Origin of the sequence: Comamonas thiooxydans (assembly GCF_000964545.1) — a bacterium.
GTDB lineage: Bacteria > Pseudomonadota > Gammaproteobacteria > Burkholderiales > Burkholderiaceae_C > Comamonas > Comamonas thiooxydans.
The window spans coordinates 48,018-71,742 of sequence record NZ_BBVD01000002.1 but is presented as its reverse complement, the minus strand read 5'-3'; the positions used below and the strand labels follow the sequence as shown (position 1 = coordinate 71,742).

Here is a 23,725-nt window from a genome sequence, read left to right as displayed (position 1 = left end):
CTTTGTCACCTCGCCGGCATATTTTTCAGGGTGTAGACCAGGCTGTAACTCGCATCATCGGCAATGGCGGGCATGCTGGTATTCCAGTCGTCCCAGCGCTGTCGCATGGCCTGCAGGCGCTCGGGGTGCTGGCCGGCCAGATTGGCACGCTCGCGTTCGTCCTGCGCCAGATTGAACAGGTATTCGTTGTCTTCCACGCGCAGGTATTTCCATTCGCCTTCGCGCAGCGCACGCTGGTTGCGGTAGAGCATGCGCCAGTACAGAGGCCGGGCAAACTCCGCACCGTCGGTGCGCAGCACGGGCAGGATGGAGACGCCGTCCAGCGGGTAGTCCGGATCGGCGCTCACACCAGCTGCATCCAGCACCGTGGCCGACCAATCCATGCTCATGCATTGTTGGGCGCTGCTGCGACGGGCCGCGATCACGGCAGGCCAGTGGGCGATCCAGGGCACGCGGATGCCGCCTTCGGTCAGGTCCATCTTGCCGCCCACGAGAGGCCAGCTGTCCGAGAAGCGCTCGCCGCCGTTATCGCTGGTGAAGACGATCAGCGTGTTGTCCAGTTGGCCGTTCTTGCGCAGTGCTTCGACGATCCAGCCTATGCCCTCATCCATGTGATGGATCATGCGGCGGTACTGGTGAATATTGCCGCCCGCCAGATGCGTGATGCCCGCCCCCAGCTGCTCGGCAGTCTCACGGTCATCACGGGTTTCCCAGGGCCAGTGCGGGGCCGTGTAGTGAAGGCTCAGGAAGAAGGGGGCGCTGCCCTCGCTCATGCGGTTGACGAAGTCCACGCTGCGCTGGGACAGCAGGTCGGTCAGATAGCCTTCGTCGTGATGCTCCTCTTCGCCCACCCACAGATCGTGCTGGCCCGAGCTGCTCAGATGGGTGAAGTAATCCACGCCGCCCGACATGGGACCGAAGTATTCCTCGTAGCCCGAGCGCAGCGGGCCGAAGTGGGGAGGGTAGCCCAGATGCCATTTGCCTATCAGTGCCGTGCGATAGCCCGCGCCCTTGAGCAGCGAGGCAACGGTGGGGATTTCGGGCGGCAGGCCTAGCTTGGCGCCCAGCGGCGTGCCGCGCGTCTTGCTGTTGATGGGCTCCTCGGCCGCGCCGCGCAAGCGGTATTGATAGCGGGCCGTGGCCAGGGCAAAACGCGTGGGCGAGCACACGGGTGAATTGGCATAGCCCTGGGTGAGCCTGAGGCCGTTGGCCGCCAGGCGGTCGAGCACCGGGGATACCGGGCCGAAGTCGGCATCGCGGCCGCCGTAGCAGCCAAGATCGGCATAACCGAGATCGTCGGCGACGATAAAGATGATATTGGGGCGAGTCATTAAATACGGGTCGTTGTTGTTATGGGTCGGTAGGTCGGCAAGAGGCCTTATTCCATCTTCATGCCAGTGGCCTGGATGACGGTCTTGTAGCGATCGCTGAGGTTTTGCAGCCGCTTGGCCGCTGCCTCGCCAGTCAGGCCTTCAACGACCAGGTCGTTGCTGCGCATGCGCTCCTGCAAGGGCTTGTCTTGTAGCGCCTTGCTGACTGCCAGCTCGATCTTTTTTACCAAGGGATCTGGCAAGGCTGCAGGCACCCATAGGGCGAACAGGATTTCCTGCTCCAGATTCTTGTGGCCCAGCTCTGCCATGGTGGGCACATTGGGCAGCAAAGGATTGCGCTTTGGGGTGGTCACGGCCAGGGCATTGACCTTACCGGCCTGAATGTGGCCTATGAGCGCAGAGGCGCTGAGTACCCCGCCATCCACCTCGCCGGCCAGGATGGCTGTACTGGCTGGGGCGTTGCCTTTGTAAGGCACATGGGTGATCTTGGCGCCTGTGGCATGGGTAAGTATGGTCGCCGCCAGATGACCGGGGGCGCCGTAACCGGCCGAACTCAGGGTCAAACCGTCCTTTTTGCCGCGATCTATGAACTGCTCCAGGGTTTTGAGCCCTGTCTTTGGGCTGACCGCAACCGCCATGCCCTGCGATGCCAGTACCAGCACCGGGCGCAGATCGCTGTTCTTGAACGGCATGCTCTTATAGATGAAGGGGTTGACCGTGAAGGTGGTGTCTATGCCGATCAGCATGGTGTAGCCGTCAGCAGCAGATTTGGCGACGTTGTCCGTGCCGATGTTGCCGCCCGCACCGGGGCGGTTGTCTATGACAAAGGGTTGTTTGGTTTCGCGTTGCAGCACCTCGCCCACACTGCGCGCCAGAATGTCGGCTGCGCCAGCCGGTGGGAAGGCCACCACGATGCGTACTGGCTTGCCGGGCCAGGCGGCGACGGCTGCGCCATCGGCAGGCTGGGCCTGGGAGGCGAAGGCGGAGCAGCCCAGCAGCAGAGCCAGGCTGGTTTGAAGAAGGCGGCGGGGTGCAGTCAGGCGAGCCATGGAATCACTCTCTTGTCTGAGGGAAGAGCCGGCATTTGCGAAAATCCCCAGCACTTCCCTTTGTCTCTGTATTGGGAATGCACACTGTAGAAGTGACATCCACAATTGATCTAATCAACTCATCCCCGTGAATACCCGACAACCCACCTCCATTCAGCAGATGCTGCTGTTTCGCATCAGCCGCTTTTTTGGCGTGGCGGGCGGCATGGCCATGCGCATGTGCGAGGCCCGCTTCGGCCTGACGCGCCGTGAATGGGGCGTGATGGCGACGCTGGCGACGGAGGAGGGTTTGCTGTCCTCCGAGCTGGCGCAGAAGGTGCAGCTGGACAGGGCGCGCACTTCGCGGGCGCTCAGTGGCCTGGAGGAAAAAGGCTGGGTGCTGCGCAAGCCTCTGGATGGAGACCGTCGACGCGTGGCCATTTACCTGACCGAGGAGGGGCGGCGCATGTACGGCCTGATCCTGCCCGAGATGGTCAAGATTCATGCCGACATCGTGTCCGTCCTCAGCGATGCAGAGCTGGCCTTGTTTGACGGCCTGCTGGCCAAGCTTCAGGCCCATGCGGTGACGCTGGAGCAGCAGGAGCAATACGCGGACCTGCCGCGCATTGGGCGCAGCAGGCCGCACCGATAGAGGGGCGGCGGGCAGTCAGATCGCATAAGGCTGGCGCCGCCGGCAGGGCATTGCCGGCAATGCCACAATGCTGACAACATGCAATTTCCCTACGAACTGGCCGTGGGCTGGCGCTATACCCGTGCAGGACGCGCCACACGCCGCAATGGCTTCATCTCCTTTATCTCGGGTGTCTCCATGCTTGGCATTGCGCTGGGCGTGGCGGCGCTGATCATTGTGCTGAGCGTGATGAACGGCTTCCAGAAGGAAGTGCGGGATCGCATGCTCAGCGTCGTCTCCCATGTAGAAATCTACGCCCCGCAGGGCGCGCCTCTGCCTGATGTGGAGCGCACCATGCGCGAGGCCAGGGCCAACCCCGATGTGGTGGGGGCCGCGCCTTTTGTGGCAGCTCAGGCCTTGCTGGCGCGCGGCGAGGATATGAAAGGCGCCTTGGTGCGCGGTATCGATCCAGCGCGTGAGGGCGAGGTGACCGATCTGGCGGCCACCAGCGGCGAGGTGCTCAAGCGTCTGGTGCCTGGCGAGTTCAAGGTGGTTCTTGGCATCGAGCTGGCGCGCAATCTCGGTGTGAGCGAAGGCGATGTGATCACGCTGATCGCTCCCAGCGGACAGGTCACTCCGGCTGGCGTGCTGCCGCGCATGAAGCAGATGACGGTGGCCGGCACCTTCGATTCCGGTCACTATGAATATGACTCGGCGCTGGTGATGATGCATTACGAGGATGCGCAGCGCATCTTCCGCCTGGAAGGGCCGACCGGCATTCGCCTCAAGCTCAAGGATTTGCACGAGGCCCCGCGCGTGGCGCATGAACTCGCTGACACCTTGACGGACCGCTTGTTCATCCGTGACTGGACGCAGCAGAACAAGACCTGGTTTGCCGCCGTGCAGCTCGAAAAACGCATGATGTTCATCATCCTGACCCTGATCGTGGCCGTGGCGGCTTTCAATCTGGTGTCCACCCTGGTGATGAGCGTGCAGGACAAGCGTGCCGATATTGCCATCCTGCGTACCCTGGGGGCCTCGCCCTCGTCCATCATGGGCATCTTCATGGTGCAGGGTGCCATGGTCGGCGTCATCGGTACCTTGGCCGGTCTGGCGCTGGGGCTGGCGATTGCCTTCAATATCGACGTCATCGTGCCGGCCATAGAGCAGGCGCTGCATGCCAATTTCCTGCCCAAGGACATCTACCTGATCAGCAAGATGCCCAGCGAGCCGCAGTCCACGGACATCGTGCCGATCGCCGTGATTTCCCTGATTCTTTCTTTTGTGGCCACGATTTACCCCAGCTGGCGTGCCAGCCGCGTGAACCCTGCGGAGGCACTGCGTTATGAATGATGTTGTGATGGGCCAGAGCGTGCTGGAGGCACGCGGCCTGACCAAGCGCTTTGCCGAAGGCAAGCTGGATGTGACCGTGCTGCAGGGCGTGGATCTGCAGGTTCAGGCGGGCGAGACACTGGCGATTGTCGGCGCCTCGGGTTCGGGCAAGTCCACCTTGCTGCACTTGCTGGGCGGGCTGGATGCTCCCTCCACCGGCAGCGTCAGCCTCATGGGCCAGCCCTTGCACCAGCTCAGTGCGCAAAAGCAGGGCGCGCTGCGCAACCAGCATCTGGGCTTTATCTACCAGTTCCATCATCTGCTGGCCGAGTTCTCGGCCCAGGAGAATGTGGCCATGCCGCTGCGCATTCGCCGCGATGCCAAGGAGGACTGCATGGATCGCGCGGCTGAGATGCTGCGCGCCGTGGGCCTGGGCCAGCGCATGGCGCATCGCCCGGCCGAGCTGTCGGGAGGCGAGCGTCAGCGCGTGGCCATTGCACGTGCCCTGGTTACGCGTCCGGCCTGCGTGCTGGCCGACGAGCCCACGGGCAATCTGGATCGCGGCACGGCCGATACGGTGTTTGCGCTGATGCTGGAGCTGGCGCGCAGCCATGGCACGGCGTTTGTGATGGTCACTCATGACGAAGGACTGGCAGCGCGTTGCGATCGCATGGTCAGGCTGGGGCAGGGACAGCTGGCCTGACCTCCTGCCTGCCGACGGGCAAAGGCCCGGTCGCTGCCTTTGCAGCGCCGGGCCTTTTTCATGAAGTGCCTGGGGCGCTTTTCCTGTTTCAATAAGCGCCGACCGCCGCGTTCCGGATGGCGATCGTGGCCTGCTCGCGGGCCGAAGCCTGCAGCGGCACGGCAGGGCGTGGCTTGACCGAGCCTGGATTGGCCGAAACATCCTGCGCCGTCAGATCGTCGGTGACCTCGCGCAGCCTGGCGGACTGGGCCAGCGAGGTCTGCACCACCTCGCCCATGATCTGCGTAACCTGGCGCGAGGAGTTCACGATCTCGGCCATGGTGGTGCCGGCCTCGCGCACCTGGTTCACCCCCTGGGTGACCTGGGTGACCGAGGTCTGGATCAGCTGCTTGATCTCCTTGGCGGCTTCGGCGCTGTGCTGGGCCAGCTGGCGCACCTCATTGGCCACCACGGCAAAGCCACGCCCCTGGTCACCGGCGCGGGCCGCTTCCACGGCGGCGTTGAGCGCCAGCAGATTGGTCTGGAAGGCGATGGAGTCCATCATGCCGATGATGTCGCTGATCTTGCGCGAGCTGGCGCTGATGGATTCCATGGTGGTCACCACATCCTGCACGGTGCGGCCGCCGGCCTCGGCCACGCTGCAGGCGTCCTGGGCCAGCTCGTTGGCCTGGCGCGCATGGTTGGCGCTTTCGGTCAGACCTTCCACCGTGGCACGCAGGGTTTGGGCTGCGGTCACGCGGCGCGTGATGTTGGTAGCGAACTTGACAACCTTGAAGGGGCGGCCTTCGGCGTCGAGTATGGGGTTGTAGCTGGCTTCGATCCAGACCTGGCGACCGGCCTTGCCTATGCGCAGGTACTGGCCGGCATCATGATGGCCCAGGGCCAGCTTGTGCCAGAAATGCTGATAGGCCGGGGACTGGCGCTCGTGCGGCTGGACGAACATGCTGTGGTGCCTGCCCACGACTTCGGCGAGGGAGTAGCCCATGGTCTGCAGGAACAGATCGTTGGCCGTGAGGATGTTGCCGTTCAGATCGAACTCGATGATGGCCTGTACCTTGGCAATGGCCTGGAGCTGGCCGCGGGCATCGTCTTCGTGCTGCTGCTGCTCGGTGATGTCGGTGGCGTACTTGATGACTTTGCGCGGCTGGCCCTGGCTGTCGAAGATCGGGTTGTAGCTGGCCTGCAGCCACACGTCCTCGCCCTGGCTGTTGATGCGGCGGTAGCGTCCGCTGTCGTGCAGACCCGCTGCCAGGCGCTGCCAGAACTGGGCGTACTCGACAGAGCCGCGGGTTTCCTCATCGACGAACATGCGGTGATGCTGGCCGATGATCTGTTCGGGGCTATAGCCCATGGTGCGCAGAAAGTTGTCATTGGCCGTCAGCACATGACCTTGCAGATCGAATTCGATCACGGCCTGCACCTGATCCAGCGCGGCCAGCTTGCCCTGCATGTCGGCGCGCTGATGACTTTGGCTCAGGCGTTGCCAGAGCGTGCTTTGCAGAAGTCCCGTCATAACATGCTCCTTTGGCCGGTCGCGCAGGGTAGGGGGTGAAGTTGCTTAATGTTTTATTTGTTTCAATATGTGAATCGTAGGACAAGACAGGAAACTGTCTGTAGTCACTTGACGTGTCATCGGCCGAGGCCGGGCTGCGCAAGCAGCCCAGCCGATGCATGATGTGTGGATGCCAACCTGGATAGATACTCATTGCCATCTGGATGCGCCCGAGTTCGCACCTGACAGAGATGCCGTGCGCGCCGCTGCGCAGGCCGCAGGCGTCACGCATCTGGTCATTCCTGCCGTGCAGCGCAGCCACTGGCAGGACGTGATTGCGCTTGCCCATCGCCATGGCGACAGCTATGCGCTGGGCATTCATCCGCTCTACACGCCCGGCGCGCAGGAGTCCGATATCGCGGCGCTGCGCGAGTTGCTGAATCAGCAGCGCGGCGACCCGCAACTGGTGGCGGTGGGTGAAATCGGTCTCGACTTTTTTGTCCCCGGACTGGACGAGCAGTGCCAGATCTGGTTCTACGAGCAGCAGATCCGGCTGGCACGCGAGTTCGAGTTGCCCGTGATCCTGCATGTGCGCAAGAGCAGCGATCGTCTGCTCAAGACCTTGCGTCAGCACAGGGTTGTGGGTGGCATTGCCCATGCGTTCAACGGCAGCGCCCAGCAGGCGCAGGCCTTCATTGATATGGGCTTCAAGCTGGGCTTTGGCGGTGCCATCACCTATGAGCGCGCGCTCAAGCTTCGTGAGCTGGCGGCCAGCCTGCCGCTGGAGGCGCTGGTTCTGGAAACCGATGCTCCCGATATTCCGCCGCACTGGCTCTACACCACGGCCGAACAGCGTGCGGCCGGTCAGCCCCAGGGGCGCAACAGCTCCGCCGAGCTGCCGCGCATTGCGGCGGAGATCGCGCGGCTGCGCGGCATGGGCATTGAGCAGCTGGCGCAGGCCTGCACGGCCAATGCACGTAAGGCGCTCAAAGGGCTGCCGGCACTGCCGTAGATGGGGCAGTAGCTATCCTTTGCAGGCAAAGAGGCTCATGCTCATCTTTTTGAATGTCAGCCCAAGATCCAGGATGATGATGGCTGGGCGACAATAGGGCATGACCGAGGATTCTTCTGCCACCGTGACAGAGACAGGCCCGCGCTGGCAGGGGCTGGCCGCGGTGGCCGATGGCCGCACGCGGGCCCTGGTGCTGGGCAGCTTTCCGGGCCTGAAGTCGCTGCAGCTGGCGCAGTACTACGCCCATCCGCAAAACCAGTTCTGGCCGCTGCTGCAGGCCTTGTGGCCCCAGCATCTGCAGCCGCCACGTAGTGATTACGCGGGCCGCTGCGAATGGCTGCTGGCACGCGGGCTGGGTCTGTGGGACGTGTATGCGAGCTGCGAGCGCGAAGGCAGTCTGGATAGCTCCATTCGCGCTGCCCAGGTCAACGACTTTGCCGGACTGCGTCAGCGCTGCCCTGATCTGCAACTGGCGTTGCACAACGGCGGCGAGAGCTACAAGCATGCCCGTCAGACAGAGGCGCTGGGGCTGATCGCCCTCAAGCTGCCATCCACCAGCCCGGCCAATGCCGGCTGGTCGTTCGATAGAAAACTGCAGGCCTGGCGCCATGCGCTGGCGGCCCATGGCCTGCTTTGAAGATTGGTGTGAAACGTGATCCGTAAAACCCGTGGCGGTGCCAAATCCGCGCAAGACAAGAATGTGGCCAGCGTGCAGGAGCTGCCAGAAGTCAGCGTCTCCGACGACGGCGATATCCGCTATCTGCATCTGGGCACGCCCTGGGTCCAGGGCTCCATGCGTATTCGCGATCCTTTTGATATCGACCTGGAGTATGCGCAGCGCATGATGGGTTGGCTGCTGTTTGCCGAGCCTGCTGAAGTGCCCCGGATGCACGCCATGCAACTGGGTCTGGGAGCGGCCGCCATCACCAAGTTCTGCCACAAGAAGCTGCGCATGAAGACCACGGCGGTCGAGCTGAACCCTCAGGTCCTGGCCGTGTGCCGCAGCTGGTTCAAGCTGCCGCCTGACAGCAGCACGCTGCAGGTGGTGCTGGCCGATGCAGCCCAGGAAATCAAAAAGCCCGAATGGCAGGGCACGGTCGATGCACTGGCAGTCGATCTGTACGACCATGAGGCTGCGGCTCCCGTGCTCGACAGCGCCGAGTTCTATGCCGATTGCCGCAATCTGCTGACCGAGGACGGCATCATGACCGTCAACCTCTTTGGCCGCTCCTCCAGCTTTGACAAAAGCCTGGATCAGATGGCCCAGGCTTTTGGCGAGGACGCGCTCTGGGCCTTCCGCCCCACACGCGAAGGCAATACCGTGGTGCTGGCACAGCGCACACCGCGTGTGCTGCAGGGCGCCGAGCTGGATCTGGCCTGCGATCAGGTGCAGGCCCGTTGGGACCTGAACACCACCCGCTGGGCCAAGGTGTTTGTGCCTGCACGCGATGCAGAGGCAGGCAGCAAGACGGCCAAAGCCAAAGTCAGCCGCATCGGCCGGGGCGCTACCGTGTAATTGCAAAGCCTGAGTAAAGTGCTTGTGTCGGCCTTGATGGTGGCGGTTTTCTGCCGATGATGTGGACATGACGATCAGTGCCATCTCCTCCAGTTCTGCCGGTTCAGCCACTTCGGGGGGCGGCATTGCATCGCGTATCCAGCAGCTGCAAAGGCAGATCAAGGATGCCACCAACGAACTCAAGGAAGTTGCCAACAGCGACGCTGATGCCAAAACCAAGGAGCAGCAGGCGCAACTGCTGCAGACCAAGATCCAGATGTTGCAGGCCCAGATAGAGGCATTGCAGAACCAGCAGGCACAGCAAGCCCAGCAGGCTGCCCAGCGCGGGACCGAGGCAGTCCAGCAAAAGCAGGATGAGCAGATGCAGAGCAGAAGTCGCGGCAATCCGGGCCAGGGCAGCTTGGGCGGACTGCTGGACGAATATGCCTGAGCTGCATCAGAGATGAATGCCATCGTTCGCCTGCTTTGTATCGTCCTAGTCAGAAGCGCGGGCCGATGGCGGTACAGTCAAGGCAGTTTTGTTGCCACTGCCGCCCATGTCATTGACTGAATCCCTTCTGCCACAGTCCATCAAGCCTGCTCAATACCAGGGACCGCTGGACTGGCGCAAGCTGGTGCAATGGTTGCAGGAAGACGCTGTGATCACGGCGCAGGAGGCCGAGCGCACGATTGCGCGCTGCTCGGCCGCAGAGAGCGCGCAACTGCCGCTGGTGCGGCTTGCCAATGTAGGTGTTGTCGGCGCCCAGACGCGTCAGCCGCTGGATCTGGAGACCCTGACCCAGTATCTGGCACAGCGCAGCGGTCTGGCCTATCTGCGCATCGATCCGCTGCGTGTGGATGTGGGCCGCGTGGGTGAGGTCATGAGCGCCAGCTATGCCGAGCGCCACAAGGTACTGCCCGTGCAGGTGACCGCCAAGGAGGTGGTGATTGCCACGGCCGAGCCCTTCATCAGCGACTGGGTGAGCGAGGTGGAGCGGCAGGCACGCCGCAGCGTGCGCTGCGTGGTGGCCAATCCGCAGGATATCAAGCGTTATACGGCAGAGTTCTTCGCCCTGGCCAAGTCCGTGCGTGCGGCAGAGAAAGCCGGTGGAGCGACCGGCGGCGCCAGTTTTGAACAGCTGGTGGAGCTGGGCAAAAGCAACAAGCAGCTCGATGCCAACGACCAGGGCGTGGTGCGCGTGGTGGACTGGCTGTGGCAGTATGCCTTCGACCAGCGGGCCAGCGACATTCATCTGGAGCCCAGGCGCGAGCAGGGCGTGATCCGCTTTCGCATCGACGGCGTGCTGCATCCGGTCTACCAGATGCCCATGGGCGTGCTGAATGCCATGGTGGCGCGCGTCAAGTTGCTGGGGCGCATGGATGTGGTGGAAAAGCGCCGGCCGCTGGATGGCCGTATCAAGACGCGCAACCCGCGCGGCGAGGAAGTGGAAATGCGCTTGTCCACCTTGCCCACGGCTTTTGGCGAGAAGATGGTGATGCGCATCTTCGACCCGGAGAACACGGTCAAGAACCTGGATGCGCTGGGCTTCAGTGCCCATGACGCGCAGCGCTGGGAAGACCTGGTCAAGCGCCCGCACGGCATCATCCTGGTCACCGGCCCCACGGGATCGGGCAAGACCACCACGCTGTACTCCACGCTCAAGCGTGTGGCGACCGAGGAGGTCAATGTCAGCACGGTGGAAGACCCCATCGAAATGATCGAGCCCAGCTTCAATCAGACCCAGGTTCAACCCCAGCTCGACTTCGGCTTCACCGAAGGCCTGCGTGCGCTGATGCGTCAGGACCCGGACATCATCATGGTGGGCGAGATTCGCGATCTGGCCACTGCCGAGATGGCGGTGCAGGCTGCACTGACCGGCCACCTGGTCTTCTCCACGCTGCATACCAATGATGCCCCCAGCGCCGTCAGCCGCCTGATGGAGCTGGGCGTGCCCTCCTATCTGATCAACGCCACCTTGCTGGGCGTGCTGGCCCAGCGACTGGTGCGTACGCTGTGCTCCAGCTGCAAGGTGCGCGATGAAGACGCAAAGCCCGAGGATCTGGCCGAATCGGTCAAGCCCTGGAAACTGACCGGCAGTTACCAGCCCTACAAGCCCGTGGGTTGTGAGGACTGCCGCATGACAGGCTACCGCGGCCGCATGGGTCTGTACGAGTTGCTGATGGTGACCGAGGCCCTCAAGAAGCAGATTCACGATGCCCCGTCCATGGACGTTCTGCGCCGTCAGGCCGTGCAGGACGGCATGCGCCCTCTGCGCCTGGCCGGGGCTTTGCGCGTTGCCGAGGGCGTGACCACCTTGCCCGAGGTGTTGGCCTGCACGCCGCTGATGAGCGAAATCTGAAAGTCCGGGTGCTAGTGCTTGCTTCTTGGCTGGTGTAGCAAGTGCAGGCCGGCATTGGCCTGGGTTGAATGCGGTAAATGTGTACAAAGCGTCGGCATTAGGGTATGCCCTCTGTAGGTGGAATCCACATCAATTTGGCATTTCTATGAAACGAGAATCGCCAAGTCGTGATTTCCGTAAGGAGACGTTTTGTGAAAATCAAGAGCCAAAAAGACTTTTTCTCCGGTCTGATGTTCTTGGCCGTCGGTCTCGCATTTGCGATCGGCGCGTCCAACTACACCATTGGCACCGGCGCCCGTATGGGTCCAGGTTACTTCCCTCTGATCCTGGGTGTGCTCATGGCCATCCTGGGTGCAGCCATCTGCGTCGGCGGCCTGACCAAGGGCCCCGAAGGTGGTGACAAGATCGGTAAGTGGGCCTGGAGGCAGGTGTTCTTCATCCTGGCAGCCAACTTTGCCTTCGGCATTCTGTTGGTGGGCGTGCCTGCTGTGGGTATCCCTCAGTTCGGTCTGATCATCGCTATCTATGCGCTGGTCTTCATCGCCAGCCTGGGCGGTCATAGTTTCAACTTCAAGGAAACAGCAATCCTGGCCACCGTGCTGGCAGTGGGTAGCTATTTCGCTTTCGTGTGGGCGCTGAATCTGCAGTTCCCAGTGTGGCCTAGCTTCATTGCAGGCTAATCAGGAGCATCGTCCATGGATCTGATTCAGAACTTGTCGACGGGTTTTGGCGTGGCTTTCACGTTCCAGAACCTGATCTACTGCTTTGTGGGCTGTTTGCTCGGTACGCTGATCGGCGTGCTGCCCGGCATTGGCCCCGTGGCGACCATCGCCATGCTGCTGCCCGCCACTTACGCTCTGCCTCCCGTGGCGGCGCTGATCATGCTGGCCGGTATCTACTACGGCGCCCAGTACGGTGGCTCCACCACTGCCATTTTGGTGAACCTGCCAGGTGAATCCTCGTCGGTGGTGACCGTGATCGACGGCTACCAGATGGCGCGAAAAGGTCGAGCAGGCCCTGCGCTGGCAGCGGCCGGTATCGGCTCCTTCTTCGCAGGCTGCGTGGGCACCGTCATCCTGGCTGCCTTCGCTCCACCCCTGACCGAAGTGGCTTTCAAGTTCGGCCCCGCCGAATACTTCTCGCTGATGACCCTGGGTCTGATCGGTGCCGTGGTGCTGGCCTCCGGTTCGCTGCTCAAGGCGATCGCCATGATCGTGCTGGGTCTGCTGCTGGGCATGGTCGGTACCGACGTGAACTCCGGTGTGGCTCGTTACAGCTTCGACATTCCTGAACTGACCGACGGCATCGACTTCGTCGTGATCGCCATGGGTGTGTTCGGCTACGGCGAAATCATTGCCAACCTGTCCAAGCCCGACGACGAGCGCGAAGTGTTCGCTGCCAAGGTGACGGGTCTGCTGCCCACAAGCGAAGACTTCAAGCGCATGCTGCCAGCCATGCTGCGCGGTACGGCTCTGGGTTCGGCCCTGGGTATCTTGCCCGGTGGCGGTGCCATGCTGTCGGCCTTCGCTGCCTACACCATCGAAAAGAAGACCAAGCTGAAGCCCGGCGAAGTTCCTTTCGGTCAAGGCAATATCCGTGGTGTGTGCGCTCCTGAATCCGCCAACAACGCCGGCTCTCAGACATCGTTCATTCCTCTGCTGACCCTGGGTATTCCTCCCAACGCCGTGATGGCGCTGATGGTGGGTGCCATGACTATCCACAACATCCAGCCCGGTCCTCAGGTGATGACCAGCAACCCCGAACTGTTCTGGGGTCTGATCGCCTCCATGTGGATTGGCAACCTGATGCTGATCATCTTGAACCTGCCGCTGATCGGCGTCTGGATCAAGCTGCTGACCGTGCCTTATCGCTGGCTGTTCCCGTCCATCGTGCTGTTCTGCGCGATCGGCGTGTACGGTACCAACAACAACGTCTGGGACGTGTGGATGGTCGGTATCTTCGGCTTCATCGGCTATGTGTTCCACAAGCTGGGTACCGAACCTGCTCCTCTGCTGCTGGGCTTCATCCTGGGCCCGATGATGGAAGAAAACCTGCGTCGAGCCCTGCTGCTGTCGCGTGGTGACTGGTCCGTGTTCGTGACGCGTCCCATCTCCGCCTGCCTGCTGGCTGCCGCCGTGGTGCTGCTGGTGATCGTGCTGATGCCTGCAGTGAAGAACAAGCGTGAAGAAGCTTTCGTGGAAGACTGATCGTCAACCTGATCGCTGATCATCGTTAAAGCGGCCCTTCTGGGGCCGCTTTTTTTATATGAGGACCTTTGTTTCGGGGACTATGGATTAGGGCGGCAAAATAGCTGCAGTTATTCGAAAGATTGCATGGCCTTGTCTTTATTGCCCGCGCAGCACCCTCAGCGGGTCTTGCTGCACAACGAAATTCATGCCCGTCCTGCGGAAATCATGCAGGCCCCTCTGGCCATCACGCATATCGTGATGCTCACCGATGCGGCACAGCGTGAAGCCAGCCGCGAGCATGTGGCGGCCCTGCTGCGCAACCACCATCGTCCTCTGCCCGATGCGGCAACCACCCATGTGCTGATCGACCTGGGCGCGTTTCGCCTGCGTTGGGAACAGCACACCGAGTTCGTGGCCTGGACCTTCACCACGCCCATGGCCCAAGCCGGCGTGGCCGATGTGCGCGAGCCCGAGACAGCCATCGACGCCGTTCCGCGCGACTGGCTGGCAACCCTGCCAGGGCAGTGCCTGAGCAGCCTGCACTTGTGGGCGCTGAACGAGCAGGATGTGGACCCGCAGTATCTGATGCGTCACATGTTGCAGGCCGATACTCTGGTCGGCTCGCGCGTCTCCGGCGGTGCGGGGGCCATCTATACCGACTTTGCGATTCACCCCGATGGTTTCTCGCGAATGTTGCTGCTTGCGGGCGCCGATCTGTCTCCGCGCCGCCTGGGCCGTCTGGTGCAGCGTGTGCTGGAGATTGAAACCTATCGCATGGCGGCGTTGCTGGGTTTGCCAGCCGCACGCAAGGCAGCAGCCGTGCTGGCCACGGCCGAGCGTGAACTGGCCGAGCTGGCCAATGCCATCCGCGCTGCCGACCGCGACACCGAACCGGCGCTGCTGGACCGACTGACCCGCTTGGCCGGGCAGGTGGAGAGCGAATATGCGGCCACGCATTCGCGCTTCTCGGCCAGTTCCGCCTATTTCGAGCTGGTGGACAGGCGTATTCAGGAAATTCAGGAGACGCGGGTGGATGGCATTCAGACCATCCGTGAATTCATGGACCGGCGACTTACACCTGCGCGTGCCACCTGCGAATGGGCGACACGCCGCCAGAATGCGCTGTCCGAGCGAGTCTCCCGTGTCAGCAGTCTGTTGCGCACGCGCGTCGAGATCGAGCAGCAGCAAAGCAGCCAGCAACTGCTGGGCACGATGAACGACCGCCAGGGCACCCAACTCAAGTTGCAGTCCACGGTGGAAGGCCTGTCGGTCGCGGCCATCACCTACTACATCACCGGCCTGATCAGCTATCTGGCCAAGGGCGGGCAGAAGCTGGGCTGGCCCTGGTCGCCCGAGTCGACGGCGGCCGTGGCCATTCCGGTTGTGGCACTGGGCGTCTGGTGGTCGCTGCGCAGGCTGCACCACAAGCTGTTTCATGGTCGCAGTCATTGAGCATGAAATTGGATGCCAGCGCTTTCTGATAAAGCTCTAGCAGTTATTGATTTTGATAGCGTCGGGCAGTTTGTCCGGCTTGGAAACTGTGTGAAAGGACACTGACATGGACTTTGGTATCGCCGGGCGCTGGGCTCTGGTCTGCGGCGCCAGCAAGGGGCTGGGTTTTGGCTGCGCCAAGGCTCTGGCCGAAGAGGGAGTGAATCTGGTCATCAACGCCAGAAACGCCGAGGCATTGCAGCTGGCCGTGCAGAAGCTGCAAGCCATTGCTCCTCAGATCAAGGTCATCGGTGTCGCTGCAGACATCACCACGCCAGAAGGCCGCGCGGCAGTGTTCGAAGCCGCCGGCGGCCCGGGCAAGGACTACGACATCGTCGTGACCAACGCCGGTGGCCCGCCTCCTGGCGATTTCCGTACCTGGGATCGTGAGGCCTGGATCAAGGCGGTGGACGCCAATATGCTGACCCCCATCGAGCTGATCAAGGCTACGGTGGACGGCATGGCCGAGCGCGGCTTCGGTCGCATCGTCAACATCACCTCGAGCGCGGTGAAGGCGCCCATCGACATCCTGGGCCTGTCCAACGGCGCGCGCAGCGGTCTGACGGGCTTTGTGGCTGGTCTGGCGCGTTCGGGCATTGCCGCCAAGGGCGTGACCATCAACAGCATACTGCCCGGCAAGTTCGACACCGACCGTCTGGTGGCAACCCATCAGGCGGCGGCCAACAAGACCGGTCAGGACCTGGATGCCGTGCGCCAGGCCCAGGCTGCCCAGATCCCCGCCAAGCGCTTTGGCACGGCCGAAGAGTTCGGCGCCATCTGTGCCTTCCTGTGCAGCCGCCAGGCCGGCTATATGACGGGCCAGAACATCCTGCCCGACGGCGGCCTGTATCCCGGCACTTACTGATCCGTGATCGAGTGCTGAAACGACAAAAGCCCCGCAATGCGGGGCTTTTGTCTGGGTGGGCAGCCGTTTATTTGCGGGATGACACGACGATGCCGGTCACGATCAGCGCAAACGCAAGCGCGTGGTAGAGGTGCGGGGTTTCGCCGAGCACGGGAATCGACAGCAGGGCCGTGAACAGCGGAATCAGATTGCCGAAAAAGCCCGCAATGGCGGGCGTGGAGCGCTGCACGCCCATGCCCCAGAAGCGGTAGGCCAGAATGGCCGGGCCCACGGCGATGAACAGCAGGCTGCCCAGCAGCGGCCAGCCCGGCACTAGGCGGAACTCGCCCAGCAAGGCTTCGCCGCCCGTGAAAAGGCCGGACCAGAGCAGGCCGAAAACGATCTGTGCGAGCAGAAAGCTGGCCCAGTGCGACTTCACTTCCTGGGGGCCGGTGCTGCGCGACAGCAGCCAGGTGTAGAAGGCCCAGGCAATCGTCGCCAGCACCATGAACAGGTCGCCGGGCACAAAGCGCAGAGCAAGCAGCGTCTGCCAATCGCCGCGCGACATTACCACCGCCACGCCCAGCACGGACAGCAGGGCTCCGCCCATCTGCCGGCGGCTGACACGAATACCCCAGCACAGCCGGCCTATGGCCAGCATCCACACCGGCATGCTGGAGCTCACCAGCGTCACATTCAGCGGGGTCGAGGTCTTGAGTGCCAAGTACAGCAATGCGTTGTAGCAGCCTATGCCCAGCAGCCCCAGCAGCATGTACTGCCGCCACAGCGGCCAGATCGGACTGTCTTTGCGCAGCACCCGCCATGCCAGCGGGAGCAGCAGCACAAAGGCGATGCACCAGCGCAGGAAGTTGAGTGCAAAGGGCGAGATCAGATCGTGAGCGAGGCGGCCCACGATGGCATTGCCGGCCCACAGTGCCGGAGCCAGACTGAGCATGGCGACCGTGGTGGGTTTCAGGGGGGAATTCATGGGTTGTCACTGTAACGCGCGGCAACTGGCCTCCGGATCTTCAGCGCGGTGTGGCAGCGGCTGTTGCCGGCAAACTGGCGACCATCAATAGTGATGCAAGCCTTCCCGTTTTGCGAAGCTGAGCACAATGCAGGCCAGGGAGATTTTTCATGAAGCAGCAAACCACGTCGCTCCAGCAGCAATGGCTGCAGTCACAGCAGGCCATGGCCAGCAGGCAGCCTCTGCGCCCGCGCCAGCCGCTGTGCATCGATGATCAACAGGTCGGCAGTATCGAGGAAGACTTTGCGCGCAAGCTGGGGCCCGACCTGCTGGCAGCGCACGGAATAGCGCTGAGGCTGCTGGCCGGGCAATGGCGCCTGGAAGGCCGGGGCGGGGCGACGGACAATCTGAACCGGCTGGCACAGGCCATGCGCAGCGCCGGTCTTGCCGGTGCCTGGCGCAACGAACAACTGGCGGTCTGCAATGCCGATGGTCGGCAACTGGCCACCGTCGAGCGCGGTGCTGTGCGGCCGCTGGGCATTGCCACCAGAGCCGTGCATCTGGTGGGCGTTTGCGCGGATGGCTCGATCTGGGTGCAGCAGCGCTCGGAGGACAAGGCCAACAACCCCGGCATGTGGGATACCTTGATGGGCGGCATGGTCTCGGCGGCAGATGGTCTGGCCGAGGCGCTGGCGCGTGAAACCTGGGAGGAGGCCGGTCTGCATGTGGCAGAACTCGGCGAGCTTCGGCACGGCGGAAATGTGATGTTCGCCAGACCCAGCGACGAAGCAGAGGGACAGGGTTATATGGTCGAGCGCATAGACTGGTTTTCGGCCCTGGTGCCCGATGCGCTGCAGCCTGTGAATCAGGATGGCGAGGTACAGCGTTTCGAGCGGCTGGAGCGGACCGAGGTCCAGGGCTGGATGCTGCAGGGGCGTTTCACCCCCGAGGCCTCCCTGGTGCTTGCCGCCTACATGGGTTGGTAGGGCGGCAGAGCAGCTAGCGCTGGTTCTCCAGTGCGGTGGACTTGAGCCGGCTGGGTGCCAGGGCTCCGGCCTGCTCGAGAATCGGGTAGGCCACCGAGCACAGCAGCGAGTTGATGCGTTTGAGGTCGCTGATCATGTCGATATGCAGGGAGCTGGTCTCTATGCTCGATACCGTGTGCTGGGACAGGCGCTCCAGGTGGGTGGCCGAGTAGGCCAGCTCCAGATCGCGAAAGCGCGCTTTTTCCTCAAGCAGCTTTTGCGCCTCGCGCACATTGCCGTTGAGGAAGACGCTCATGGCCAGGCGCAGATTGTCCAGCAGATGCTGGGTCAGCTCGTGAATTTCCTGTTTTCCGGCAGCCGAGAACTGGCGGCCCTTCTTGATCTTCTTGTCTTCCAGATCCAGCAGCACGCGCTCGATGATGTCGCCGATCTGCTCCATATTGATGGTGAAGCTGATGATTTCCGTCCAGCGCTGACCTTCGCGTTCGTCGAGTTCGGCGCGCGAGATCTTGGTCATGTAGTACTTGATGGCCGAGTACAGATCGTCCACCGTGCCTTCCAGGTGACGCACTTCCTCGGAGAGCTTGGCATCGTCGGTTTCAGCCACTTTTTGCAGGCCGATCAGCATGGACTCAATCACGTCGGCCTGATGCAGTGACTCGCGCACGGCACAGGTTATGGCCAGCGAAGGGGTGGACAGGGCCGAGGGGTCCAGGTGGCGTGGGCGCAGCAGCTTGGCCGCACTTTCTTCCTCGGGCTTGGGCAGCAAGGCGGTCACCCAGTGGGCCACGAGCTGGGTCAGGCCGATGAAGCACAGGCTGTTGAAGACATTGAACGCCAGATGGAACATCACCACGTTCTGGCCGGCGCTGGGCAGATAAGGCTGGGCGTACTGCGACCACAGCCCGATAAAGGGCGCAACGATGGCCACGCCCATGATCTTGAACAGCAGATTGCCTATGGTGACCTGGCGCTCCTCCACCGCCGATTTGGCGGTGGTGAGCGCCGCGACCAGACCGCTGCCCAGATTGGCGCCCAGGGTCAGGCCCAGAGCCACATCCAGCGGAATGGCGCCGGAGCTGGCCATGGCCGCAATCAGCAGCACCACGGCCAGGCTGGAGTAGGCCAGCACGGCCAGTACCGCGCCCAGCAGCAATTCCATGAACAGATCGCTGCTGACCGAGGCCAGCAGGGTGCGCACGGCAGGGGCCTGCAGCAGGGGCTCGGTGGCTTCCACCACTAGGCGCAGGGCCAGCAGCATCAGGCCCAGGCCGATGAGCACGCGGCCGATACGACCGGGCTTGGAGTCCTTGCGCGAGATATAGAGCACCACGCCGACAAAGATGAACAGCGGCGACAGCCAGGAAAGGTCGGTGGAGAACAGCACGGCCATCAGAGCCGTTCCGACATCGGCACCGCGCATCACGGCCAGGGCCGAGGGCAGGGTGATCAGACCCTGGCCTACAAAGGACGAGGTCATCAGCGAGGTGGCCGTACTTGATTGCACCAGGGCCGTGACGCCCATGCCAGATAGCGCTGCCGAAAAACGGTTGCTCATGCTGCGGGCGAGAATATTGCGCAGGTTTGCGCCGAAGACCTGCAGAACGCCGGTGCGAACCATCTGAGAGCCCCAGATCAACAGGGCAATGGCTGCTAAAAGATTCAATAAATGCTTCATGTTCTGCCCGCGAAGGAGCGACCTAATATACCCCTGAGTGAGGTCGGTCTGCCCGGATGCCTCGCTCTTCACGCACAAATAAGTGCGGAATAAGGAACACAATAGAACAAAAACGAATTATTCGAAACATCGTTTCTACGGATGAGATTTCAGAGGTGACCGAGTTTCCCGTATATCTGCATTGCGTTCGACGCTATTAAAAAGGTGGGTTCATGATTCCTGCCGTGCCCGGTGCTGCTGCAGTGAGCTTTCTTTTGATGTTGCTGGCAGCCGGCGGCTGTGGGCTGTGGCATTTGCGGCGCGGCAAGCCCAGGCCGCCGCTGCGCATCTGGCAATGGGTGGTGGCGGTATTGCTGTCCATCTCCACGCTGCTCGGGCCGGCGCAGATTGCATGGATCGATCAGCGGCAGGCGCAGCAGATGGCCGAGCAAGAACTGCTGACGCACATCACGCTGGGTCAGTCCGTGGTCCGGGGCTGCATCACCTTGTCTGCGGGCAGCCATATTCAGCACGATATGCCTGAAGGTGCTGCCGAGCCCGCCTATGAGCCGGCCGAATCCGGCCGGAGCGGGGCGGAATGAGCAAGGCCCGCTGTCTGCTGGAGAGACAGCGGGCCTTGGGCCTTGCCGATGGAAAGCGGCTGGCGCTTACACGCTCTGGTTCTTGGCGCGTTTTGCGCGCAAGAACTCATCCAGGATCAGCAGTATGGCGCCTAGCGTGATGCCCATATCGGCCACGTTGAAGGCCGGGAAATGGCTGCTGCCCCAGTAGAAGTCCAGAAAGTCCACCACATAGCCGTGCTGCAGGCGGTCCACCACATTGCCAATGGCTCCGCCCAGGATGCTGGACAGCGACAGGCAGAACATCTTCTCGCCGGGGTGTTTGCGCAGCTGCCAGACGATGAGCACGGTGGCAATCGCGCCGATGGCCACGAACAGCCAGCGTTGCCAGCCGCTGCCGCCCGCGAGGAAGGAGAAGGCTGCGCCCGTGTTGTGTGCGCGCACGATGTTGAAGAAGCTGGTGATGGGAGTCCAGTCCCCATACTGGTAGTGGCTCAGAATCATCTGCTTGGTGATCTGATCCACGCCGATGATGACAAGCGCCCACAGCAGCCAGGGCCAGATACGGCCAAGGCCTGCGGAGGAGGTCTGGGTGTTGCTCATGGCAGCTCTTTGCTAAGGTTTTTTGATAGCGGTTAGCGCTTGATTCGAAAGGATTTCAGCAAAAATAAATGCTGAAAATGGCTGCCAGCATACGCTGGCAGCTCACTTTTTGAAGACTCAAGCCTTGGTGCGGACTTCGCCCGTGCCGTGCAGATTGCTGTCGCAGCGGCCGCAGATCGAGGGGTGCTCGGGGTTCACACCCACGTCTTCGCGGTAGTGCCAGCAGCGCTCGCACTTGGCGTGCTCACTGGCCTTCACGGTGGTGGTCAGCGCATCGCCGGCCACGGCAGTCGCTGCCGAGGTGATGAAGACGAACTTCAGATCGTCCTTGAGGCTTTGCAGCAGGGCCAGGTCCTCGGGCTCGGCCGTGAGCGTGACTTCGGCCTGCAGGGAGGAACCCACGGCGCCGGTGGTGCGCACCACTTCGATGTCCTTGTTGACCTGGTTGCGGATCTCGCACAGGCGCGTCCACTTGGCCAGCAGGCCTTCGTCGCCGGCGGGCAGCTCGGTGAACTTCTCCAGGAAGATGGATTCGCTGTGGCCCACGATCTTCCAGGCTTCCTCGGCCGTGAACGACAGGAAGGGCGACATCCAGCGCAACAGCGCCTGGGTGATCTGGTAGAGCGCGGTCTGGGCCGAGCGGCGTGCCAGGCTCTTGGGGGCGCTGGTGTAGAGGCGATCCTTGAGCACGTCCAGGTAGAAGCCGCCCAGGTCTTCGGAGCAGAACAGTTGCAGCTTGGCGACCACGGGGTGGAACTCGTAGACCTTGTAGTGGGCCAGGATCTCCTGCTGCAGCTGGGCCGAGCGCGCCAGCGCGAACTGGTCGATCTCCAGCATCTCGCCATAGGCCACGGCATCCTTGCTCGCGTCGAAGTCGCTGGTGTTGGCCAGCAAAAAGCGCAGCGTGTTGCGGATGCGGCGATAGGCGTCCACCACGCGGGCCAGGATCTTGTCGTCGATGCCCAGGTCGCCCGAGTAGTCGGTCGAGGCCACCCACAGGCGGATGATTTCCGCGCCCATCTTGCTCGACACGTCCTGCGGGGCCACGGTGTTGCCCAGCGACTTGGACATCTTCTTGCCCTGGCCGTCGACGGTGAAGCCGTGGGTCAGCAGGCCGCGATAGGGCGCGCGGCCGAAGATGGCCGACGCCAGCAGCAGCGAGCTGTGGAACCAGCCGCGGTGCTGGTCGTGGCCTTCCAGGTACAGATCGGCCTCGGGGCCGTGGTCGTGGTGGTGCTCGGGGTGGGTGCCGCGCAGCACATGCCAGAAGGTGGAGCCCGAGTCGAACCACACCTCCAGAATGTCGGTGCTTTTGGTATAGCTCTTGGCCTCTTCGGCGCCCAGGATATCTTCGGTGCTGACGCGGCTCCAGGCCTCGATGCCGCCCTGCTCGATCATGGCGGCCGCCTGGTCGATGATCTCCATGGTGCGGGGGTGCAGGGCGCCCGTGTCCACATGCAGGAAGAAGGGGATGGGCACGCCCCAGCTGCGCTGACGTGAGATGCACCAGTCGGGACGGCCGGCGATCATGGCGCGCAGGCGGTCCTGACCGTTTTGCGGGTAGAAGTTGGTCTGCTCGATGGCGTCCAGCGCGATCTGGCGCAGGGTCTTCTCGGGCTTTTGCGCGGGATCGGTGAACACGCCTTCGCCTTCGTCCATGCGGATGAACCACTGGGCGGCAGCGCGGTAGATGACGGGCGTCTTGTGGCGCCAGCAGTGCGGATAGCTGTGGCTGATGGTGGTGGTGTCCATCAGGCGGCCCGCGACCTTCAGGGCGTCGAGGATGACGGGCACGGCCTTCCAGATATGCTGGCCGCCGAACATGGGCAGGTCGGCCGCGTACACGCCGTTGCCCTGCACGGGGTTCAGGATCTGCTTGTAGTCCATGCCGTTGGACATGCAGCTGTTGAAGTCGTCCACGCCATAGGCAGGGGCCGAGTGCACGATGCCGGTACCGTCGTCGGCGGTGGCGTATTCGGCCAGGTAGACGGGCGAGATGCGGTCAAAGCCCTTGTCCACATGGGCCAGAGGGTGCTTGAAGGGCATGTGGTCGAGCTTCTCGCCCTTGGCGGTGGCGAGTACGCGGCCTTCGAGCTTCCAGCGGGCCAGGCATTTCTCGACCAGGGCGGAGGCCACGATCAGCAGGCCGCGCTCGGTCTCCACCAGGCTGTATTCCAGGTCAGGGTTGACGTTCAGCGCCTGGTTGGCAGGGATGGTCCAGGCTGTCGTCGTCCAGATGACGATGAAGGCTTCCTTGTCGAGCTTGTCCAGGCCGAATGCTGCGGCCAGTTTGGCAGGCTCGGCAGCGGGGAACATCACGTCCAGGGTCTGGCTTTGCTTGTCGGCGTATTCGATCTCGAACTCGGCCAGCGAGGAGGCGCAGTCAAAGCACCAGTACACGGGCTTGAGGCCGCGGTAGACAAAGCCACGCTCCATCACCTTCTTCAAGGCGCGCAGCTCGGCGGCCTCGTTGGCGTAGTTCATGGTCTTGTAGGGGTGATCCCAGTCGCCGAGCACGCCCAGGCGCTTGAAGTCCACCATCTGCTGCTCGATCTGCTCGGTGGCAAAGGCGCGGCTCTTGGCCTGCATCTCGTCGCGCGGCAGATTGCGGCCATGCAGCTTCTCGATGGCATTCTCGATGGGCAGACCGTGGCAGTCCCAGCCCGGTGCGTAGAGCGCGTCGAAGCCTTCGAGCTGGCGGCTCTTGACGATCATGTCCTTGAGGATCTTGTTCACCGCATGGCCGATGTGCAGCTTGCCGTTGGCGTAAGGAGGGCCGTCGTGCAGGATGAACTTGGGTGCGCCGCTGCGGGCGTCGCGCAGCTTCTTGTAGATGCCCTTGTCGTCCCATTCCTTGGCCCAGGCGGGCTCGCGCTTGGGCAGGTCGCCGCGCATGGGGAAAGGGGTGTCGGGCATGTTCAGCGTGGCGCGGTAAGCGGACGCTTCGGGCTTGTTGGACTTCGAATCAGACATGGGAAACCTTGAAGGCAATGCAATGCCCGGGCAGTTCTGCCTGGGCGTGA

The 23,725-nt window shown here is 62.7% G+C and carries 21 protein-coding genes; 14 read left to right on the top strand and 7 right to left on the bottom strand.

What is annotated here, in order from left to right:
- Positions 1-5: 5 nt before the first annotated feature.
- Both Cth01_RS01825 and Cth01_RS01820 read right to left on the bottom strand, forming a co-directional pair.
- The gene (locus tag Cth01_RS01825) at positions 6-1,331 is read right to left on the bottom strand and encodes a sulfatase family protein (protein ID WP_045838406.1); all 1,326 of its coding nucleotides are present in this window, start codon (positions 1,329-1,331) and stop codon (positions 6-8) included.
- Between the two features lie 47 nt (positions 1,332-1,378).
- Positions 1,379-2,380: a Bug family tripartite tricarboxylate transporter substrate binding protein gene (locus Cth01_RS01820; protein ID WP_045838405.1), complete on the bottom strand. Its 1,002-nt coding sequence runs from the start codon at positions 2,378-2,380 to the stop codon at positions 1,379-1,381.
- Between the two features lie 160 nt (positions 2,381-2,540).
- Here Cth01_RS01820 and Cth01_RS01815 point away from each other — a divergent pair, with 160 nt between their 5' ends.
- The 3 genes from Cth01_RS01815 to lolD all read left to right on the top strand — a co-directional run bounded on the left by Cth01_RS01815 (position 2,541) and on the right by lolD (position 5,025).
- Positions 2,541-3,011: a MarR family winged helix-turn-helix transcriptional regulator gene (locus Cth01_RS01815; protein WP_045838404.1), complete on the top strand. Its 471-nt coding sequence runs from the start codon at positions 2,541-2,543 to the stop codon at positions 3,009-3,011.
- 78 nt (positions 3,012-3,089) lie between these two features.
- Complete coding sequence (locus Cth01_RS01810) at positions 3,090-4,343, top strand: lipoprotein-releasing ABC transporter permease subunit (protein WP_003066109.1); 1,254 nt, start codon at positions 3,090-3,092, stop codon at positions 4,341-4,343.
- Entirely contained in the window at positions 4,336-5,025 is a 690-nt protein-coding gene (lolD, locus tag Cth01_RS01805; protein WP_045838403.1) for a lipoprotein-releasing ABC transporter ATP-binding protein LolD, read from the top strand. The genes Cth01_RS01810 and lolD overlap by 8 nt, the downstream gene beginning before the upstream one ends.
- A gap of 88 nt (positions 5,026-5,113) precedes the next feature.
- On the opposite strand, the gene Cth01_RS01800 is transcribed toward lolD, so the two are convergent.
- Entirely contained in the window at positions 5,114-6,538 is a 1,425-nt protein-coding gene (locus Cth01_RS01800; protein WP_034378577.1) for a methyl-accepting chemotaxis protein, read from the bottom strand.
- A 169-nt stretch (positions 6,539-6,707) separates the two neighbouring features.
- Between Cth01_RS01800 and Cth01_RS01795 the strand changes: the two genes are divergently transcribed.
- The 9 genes from Cth01_RS01795 to Cth01_RS01755 all read left to right on the top strand — a co-directional run bounded on the left by Cth01_RS01795 (position 6,708) and on the right by Cth01_RS01755 (position 15,929).
- Positions 6,708-7,529 carry a TatD family hydrolase gene (locus tag Cth01_RS01795; protein WP_034362191.1) on the top strand — a complete coding sequence of 274 codons (822 nt, stop codon included), beginning with the start codon at positions 6,708-6,710 and terminating at the stop codon, positions 7,527-7,529.
- A gap of 100 nt (positions 7,530-7,629) precedes the next feature.
- Positions 7,630-8,166 carry a DNA-deoxyinosine glycosylase gene (locus Cth01_RS01790; RefSeq protein WP_045838402.1) on the top strand — a complete coding sequence of 179 codons (537 nt, stop codon included), beginning with the start codon at positions 7,630-7,632 and terminating at the stop codon, positions 8,164-8,166.
- 15 nt (positions 8,167-8,181) lie between these two features.
- On the top strand, positions 8,182-9,045 hold the full coding sequence (locus tag Cth01_RS01785) for a spermine/spermidine synthase domain-containing protein (protein ID WP_045838401.1): 864 nt from the start codon (positions 8,182-8,184) through the stop codon (positions 9,043-9,045).
- 67 nt (positions 9,046-9,112) lie between these two features.
- Positions 9,113-9,475 carry a FlxA-like family protein gene (locus tag Cth01_RS01780; protein ID WP_045838400.1) on the top strand — a complete coding sequence of 121 codons (363 nt, stop codon included), beginning with the start codon at positions 9,113-9,115 and terminating at the stop codon, positions 9,473-9,475.
- 106 nt (positions 9,476-9,581) lie between these two features.
- Positions 9,582-11,384 (top strand): type IV pilus assembly ATPase TfpB, encoded by a 1,803-nt coding sequence (gene tfpB / locus Cth01_RS01775; RefSeq protein WP_034356460.1) that lies wholly within the window; start codon positions 9,582-9,584, stop codon positions 11,382-11,384.
- 191 nt (positions 11,385-11,575) lie between these two features.
- Complete coding sequence (locus Cth01_RS01770) at positions 11,576-12,064, top strand: tripartite tricarboxylate transporter TctB family protein (RefSeq protein ID WP_003066123.1); 489 nt, start codon at positions 11,576-11,578, stop codon at positions 12,062-12,064.
- A 15-nt stretch (positions 12,065-12,079) separates the two neighbouring features.
- Positions 12,080-13,591, top strand: a complete 1,512-nt coding sequence (locus Cth01_RS01765; RefSeq protein WP_003066124.1) for a tripartite tricarboxylate transporter permease — start codon at positions 12,080-12,082, stop codon at positions 13,589-13,591.
- A gap of 126 nt (positions 13,592-13,717) precedes the next feature.
- The gene (locus tag Cth01_RS01760; RefSeq protein ID WP_034378581.1) at positions 13,718-15,025 is read left to right on the top strand and encodes a DUF3422 family protein; all 1,308 of its coding nucleotides are present in this window, start codon (positions 13,718-13,720) and stop codon (positions 15,023-15,025) included.
- A 106-nt stretch (positions 15,026-15,131) separates the two neighbouring features.
- Positions 15,132-15,929, top strand: coding sequence for an SDR family oxidoreductase (locus Cth01_RS01755; RefSeq protein ID WP_034378582.1), 798 nt, complete (start codon positions 15,132-15,134; stop codon positions 15,927-15,929).
- A 67-nt stretch (positions 15,930-15,996) separates the two neighbouring features.
- On the opposite strand, the gene Cth01_RS01750 is transcribed toward Cth01_RS01755, so the two are convergent.
- Positions 15,997-16,896 carry a DMT family transporter gene (locus Cth01_RS01750; RefSeq protein ID WP_045838399.1) on the bottom strand — a complete coding sequence of 300 codons (900 nt, stop codon included), beginning with the start codon at positions 16,894-16,896 and terminating at the stop codon, positions 15,997-15,999.
- Between the two features lie 149 nt (positions 16,897-17,045).
- Here Cth01_RS01750 and Cth01_RS01745 point away from each other — a divergent pair, with 149 nt between their 5' ends.
- The gene (locus tag Cth01_RS01745; protein ID WP_045838398.1) at positions 17,046-17,861 is read left to right on the top strand and encodes an NUDIX hydrolase; all 816 of its coding nucleotides are present in this window, start codon (positions 17,046-17,048) and stop codon (positions 17,859-17,861) included.
- 13 nt (positions 17,862-17,874) lie between these two features.
- Here the strand turns inward: Cth01_RS01745 and Cth01_RS01740 are convergent, their stop codons facing one another.
- Positions 17,875-19,539 carry a Na/Pi cotransporter family protein gene (locus tag Cth01_RS01740; protein ID WP_034356476.1) on the bottom strand — a complete coding sequence of 555 codons (1,665 nt, stop codon included), beginning with the start codon at positions 19,537-19,539 and terminating at the stop codon, positions 17,875-17,877.
- A gap of 212 nt (positions 19,540-19,751) precedes the next feature.
- Here Cth01_RS01740 and Cth01_RS01735 point away from each other — a divergent pair, with 212 nt between their 5' ends.
- Entirely contained in the window at positions 19,752-20,120 is a 369-nt protein-coding gene (locus tag Cth01_RS01735; protein ID WP_052703251.1) for a hypothetical protein, read from the top strand.
- A 66-nt stretch (positions 20,121-20,186) separates the two neighbouring features.
- Here Cth01_RS01735 and lspA read toward each other — a convergent pair whose 3' ends face one another.
- Positions 20,187-20,702: a signal peptidase II gene (gene lspA / locus Cth01_RS01730; protein ID WP_034356478.1), complete on the bottom strand. Its 516-nt coding sequence runs from the start codon at positions 20,700-20,702 to the stop codon at positions 20,187-20,189.
- A gap of 117 nt (positions 20,703-20,819) precedes the next feature.
- On the bottom strand, positions 20,820-23,675 hold the full coding sequence (gene ileS / locus Cth01_RS01725) for an isoleucine--tRNA ligase (protein WP_045838397.1): 2,856 nt from the start codon (positions 23,673-23,675) through the stop codon (positions 20,820-20,822).
- Between the last annotated feature and the right edge of the window lie 50 nt (positions 23,676-23,725).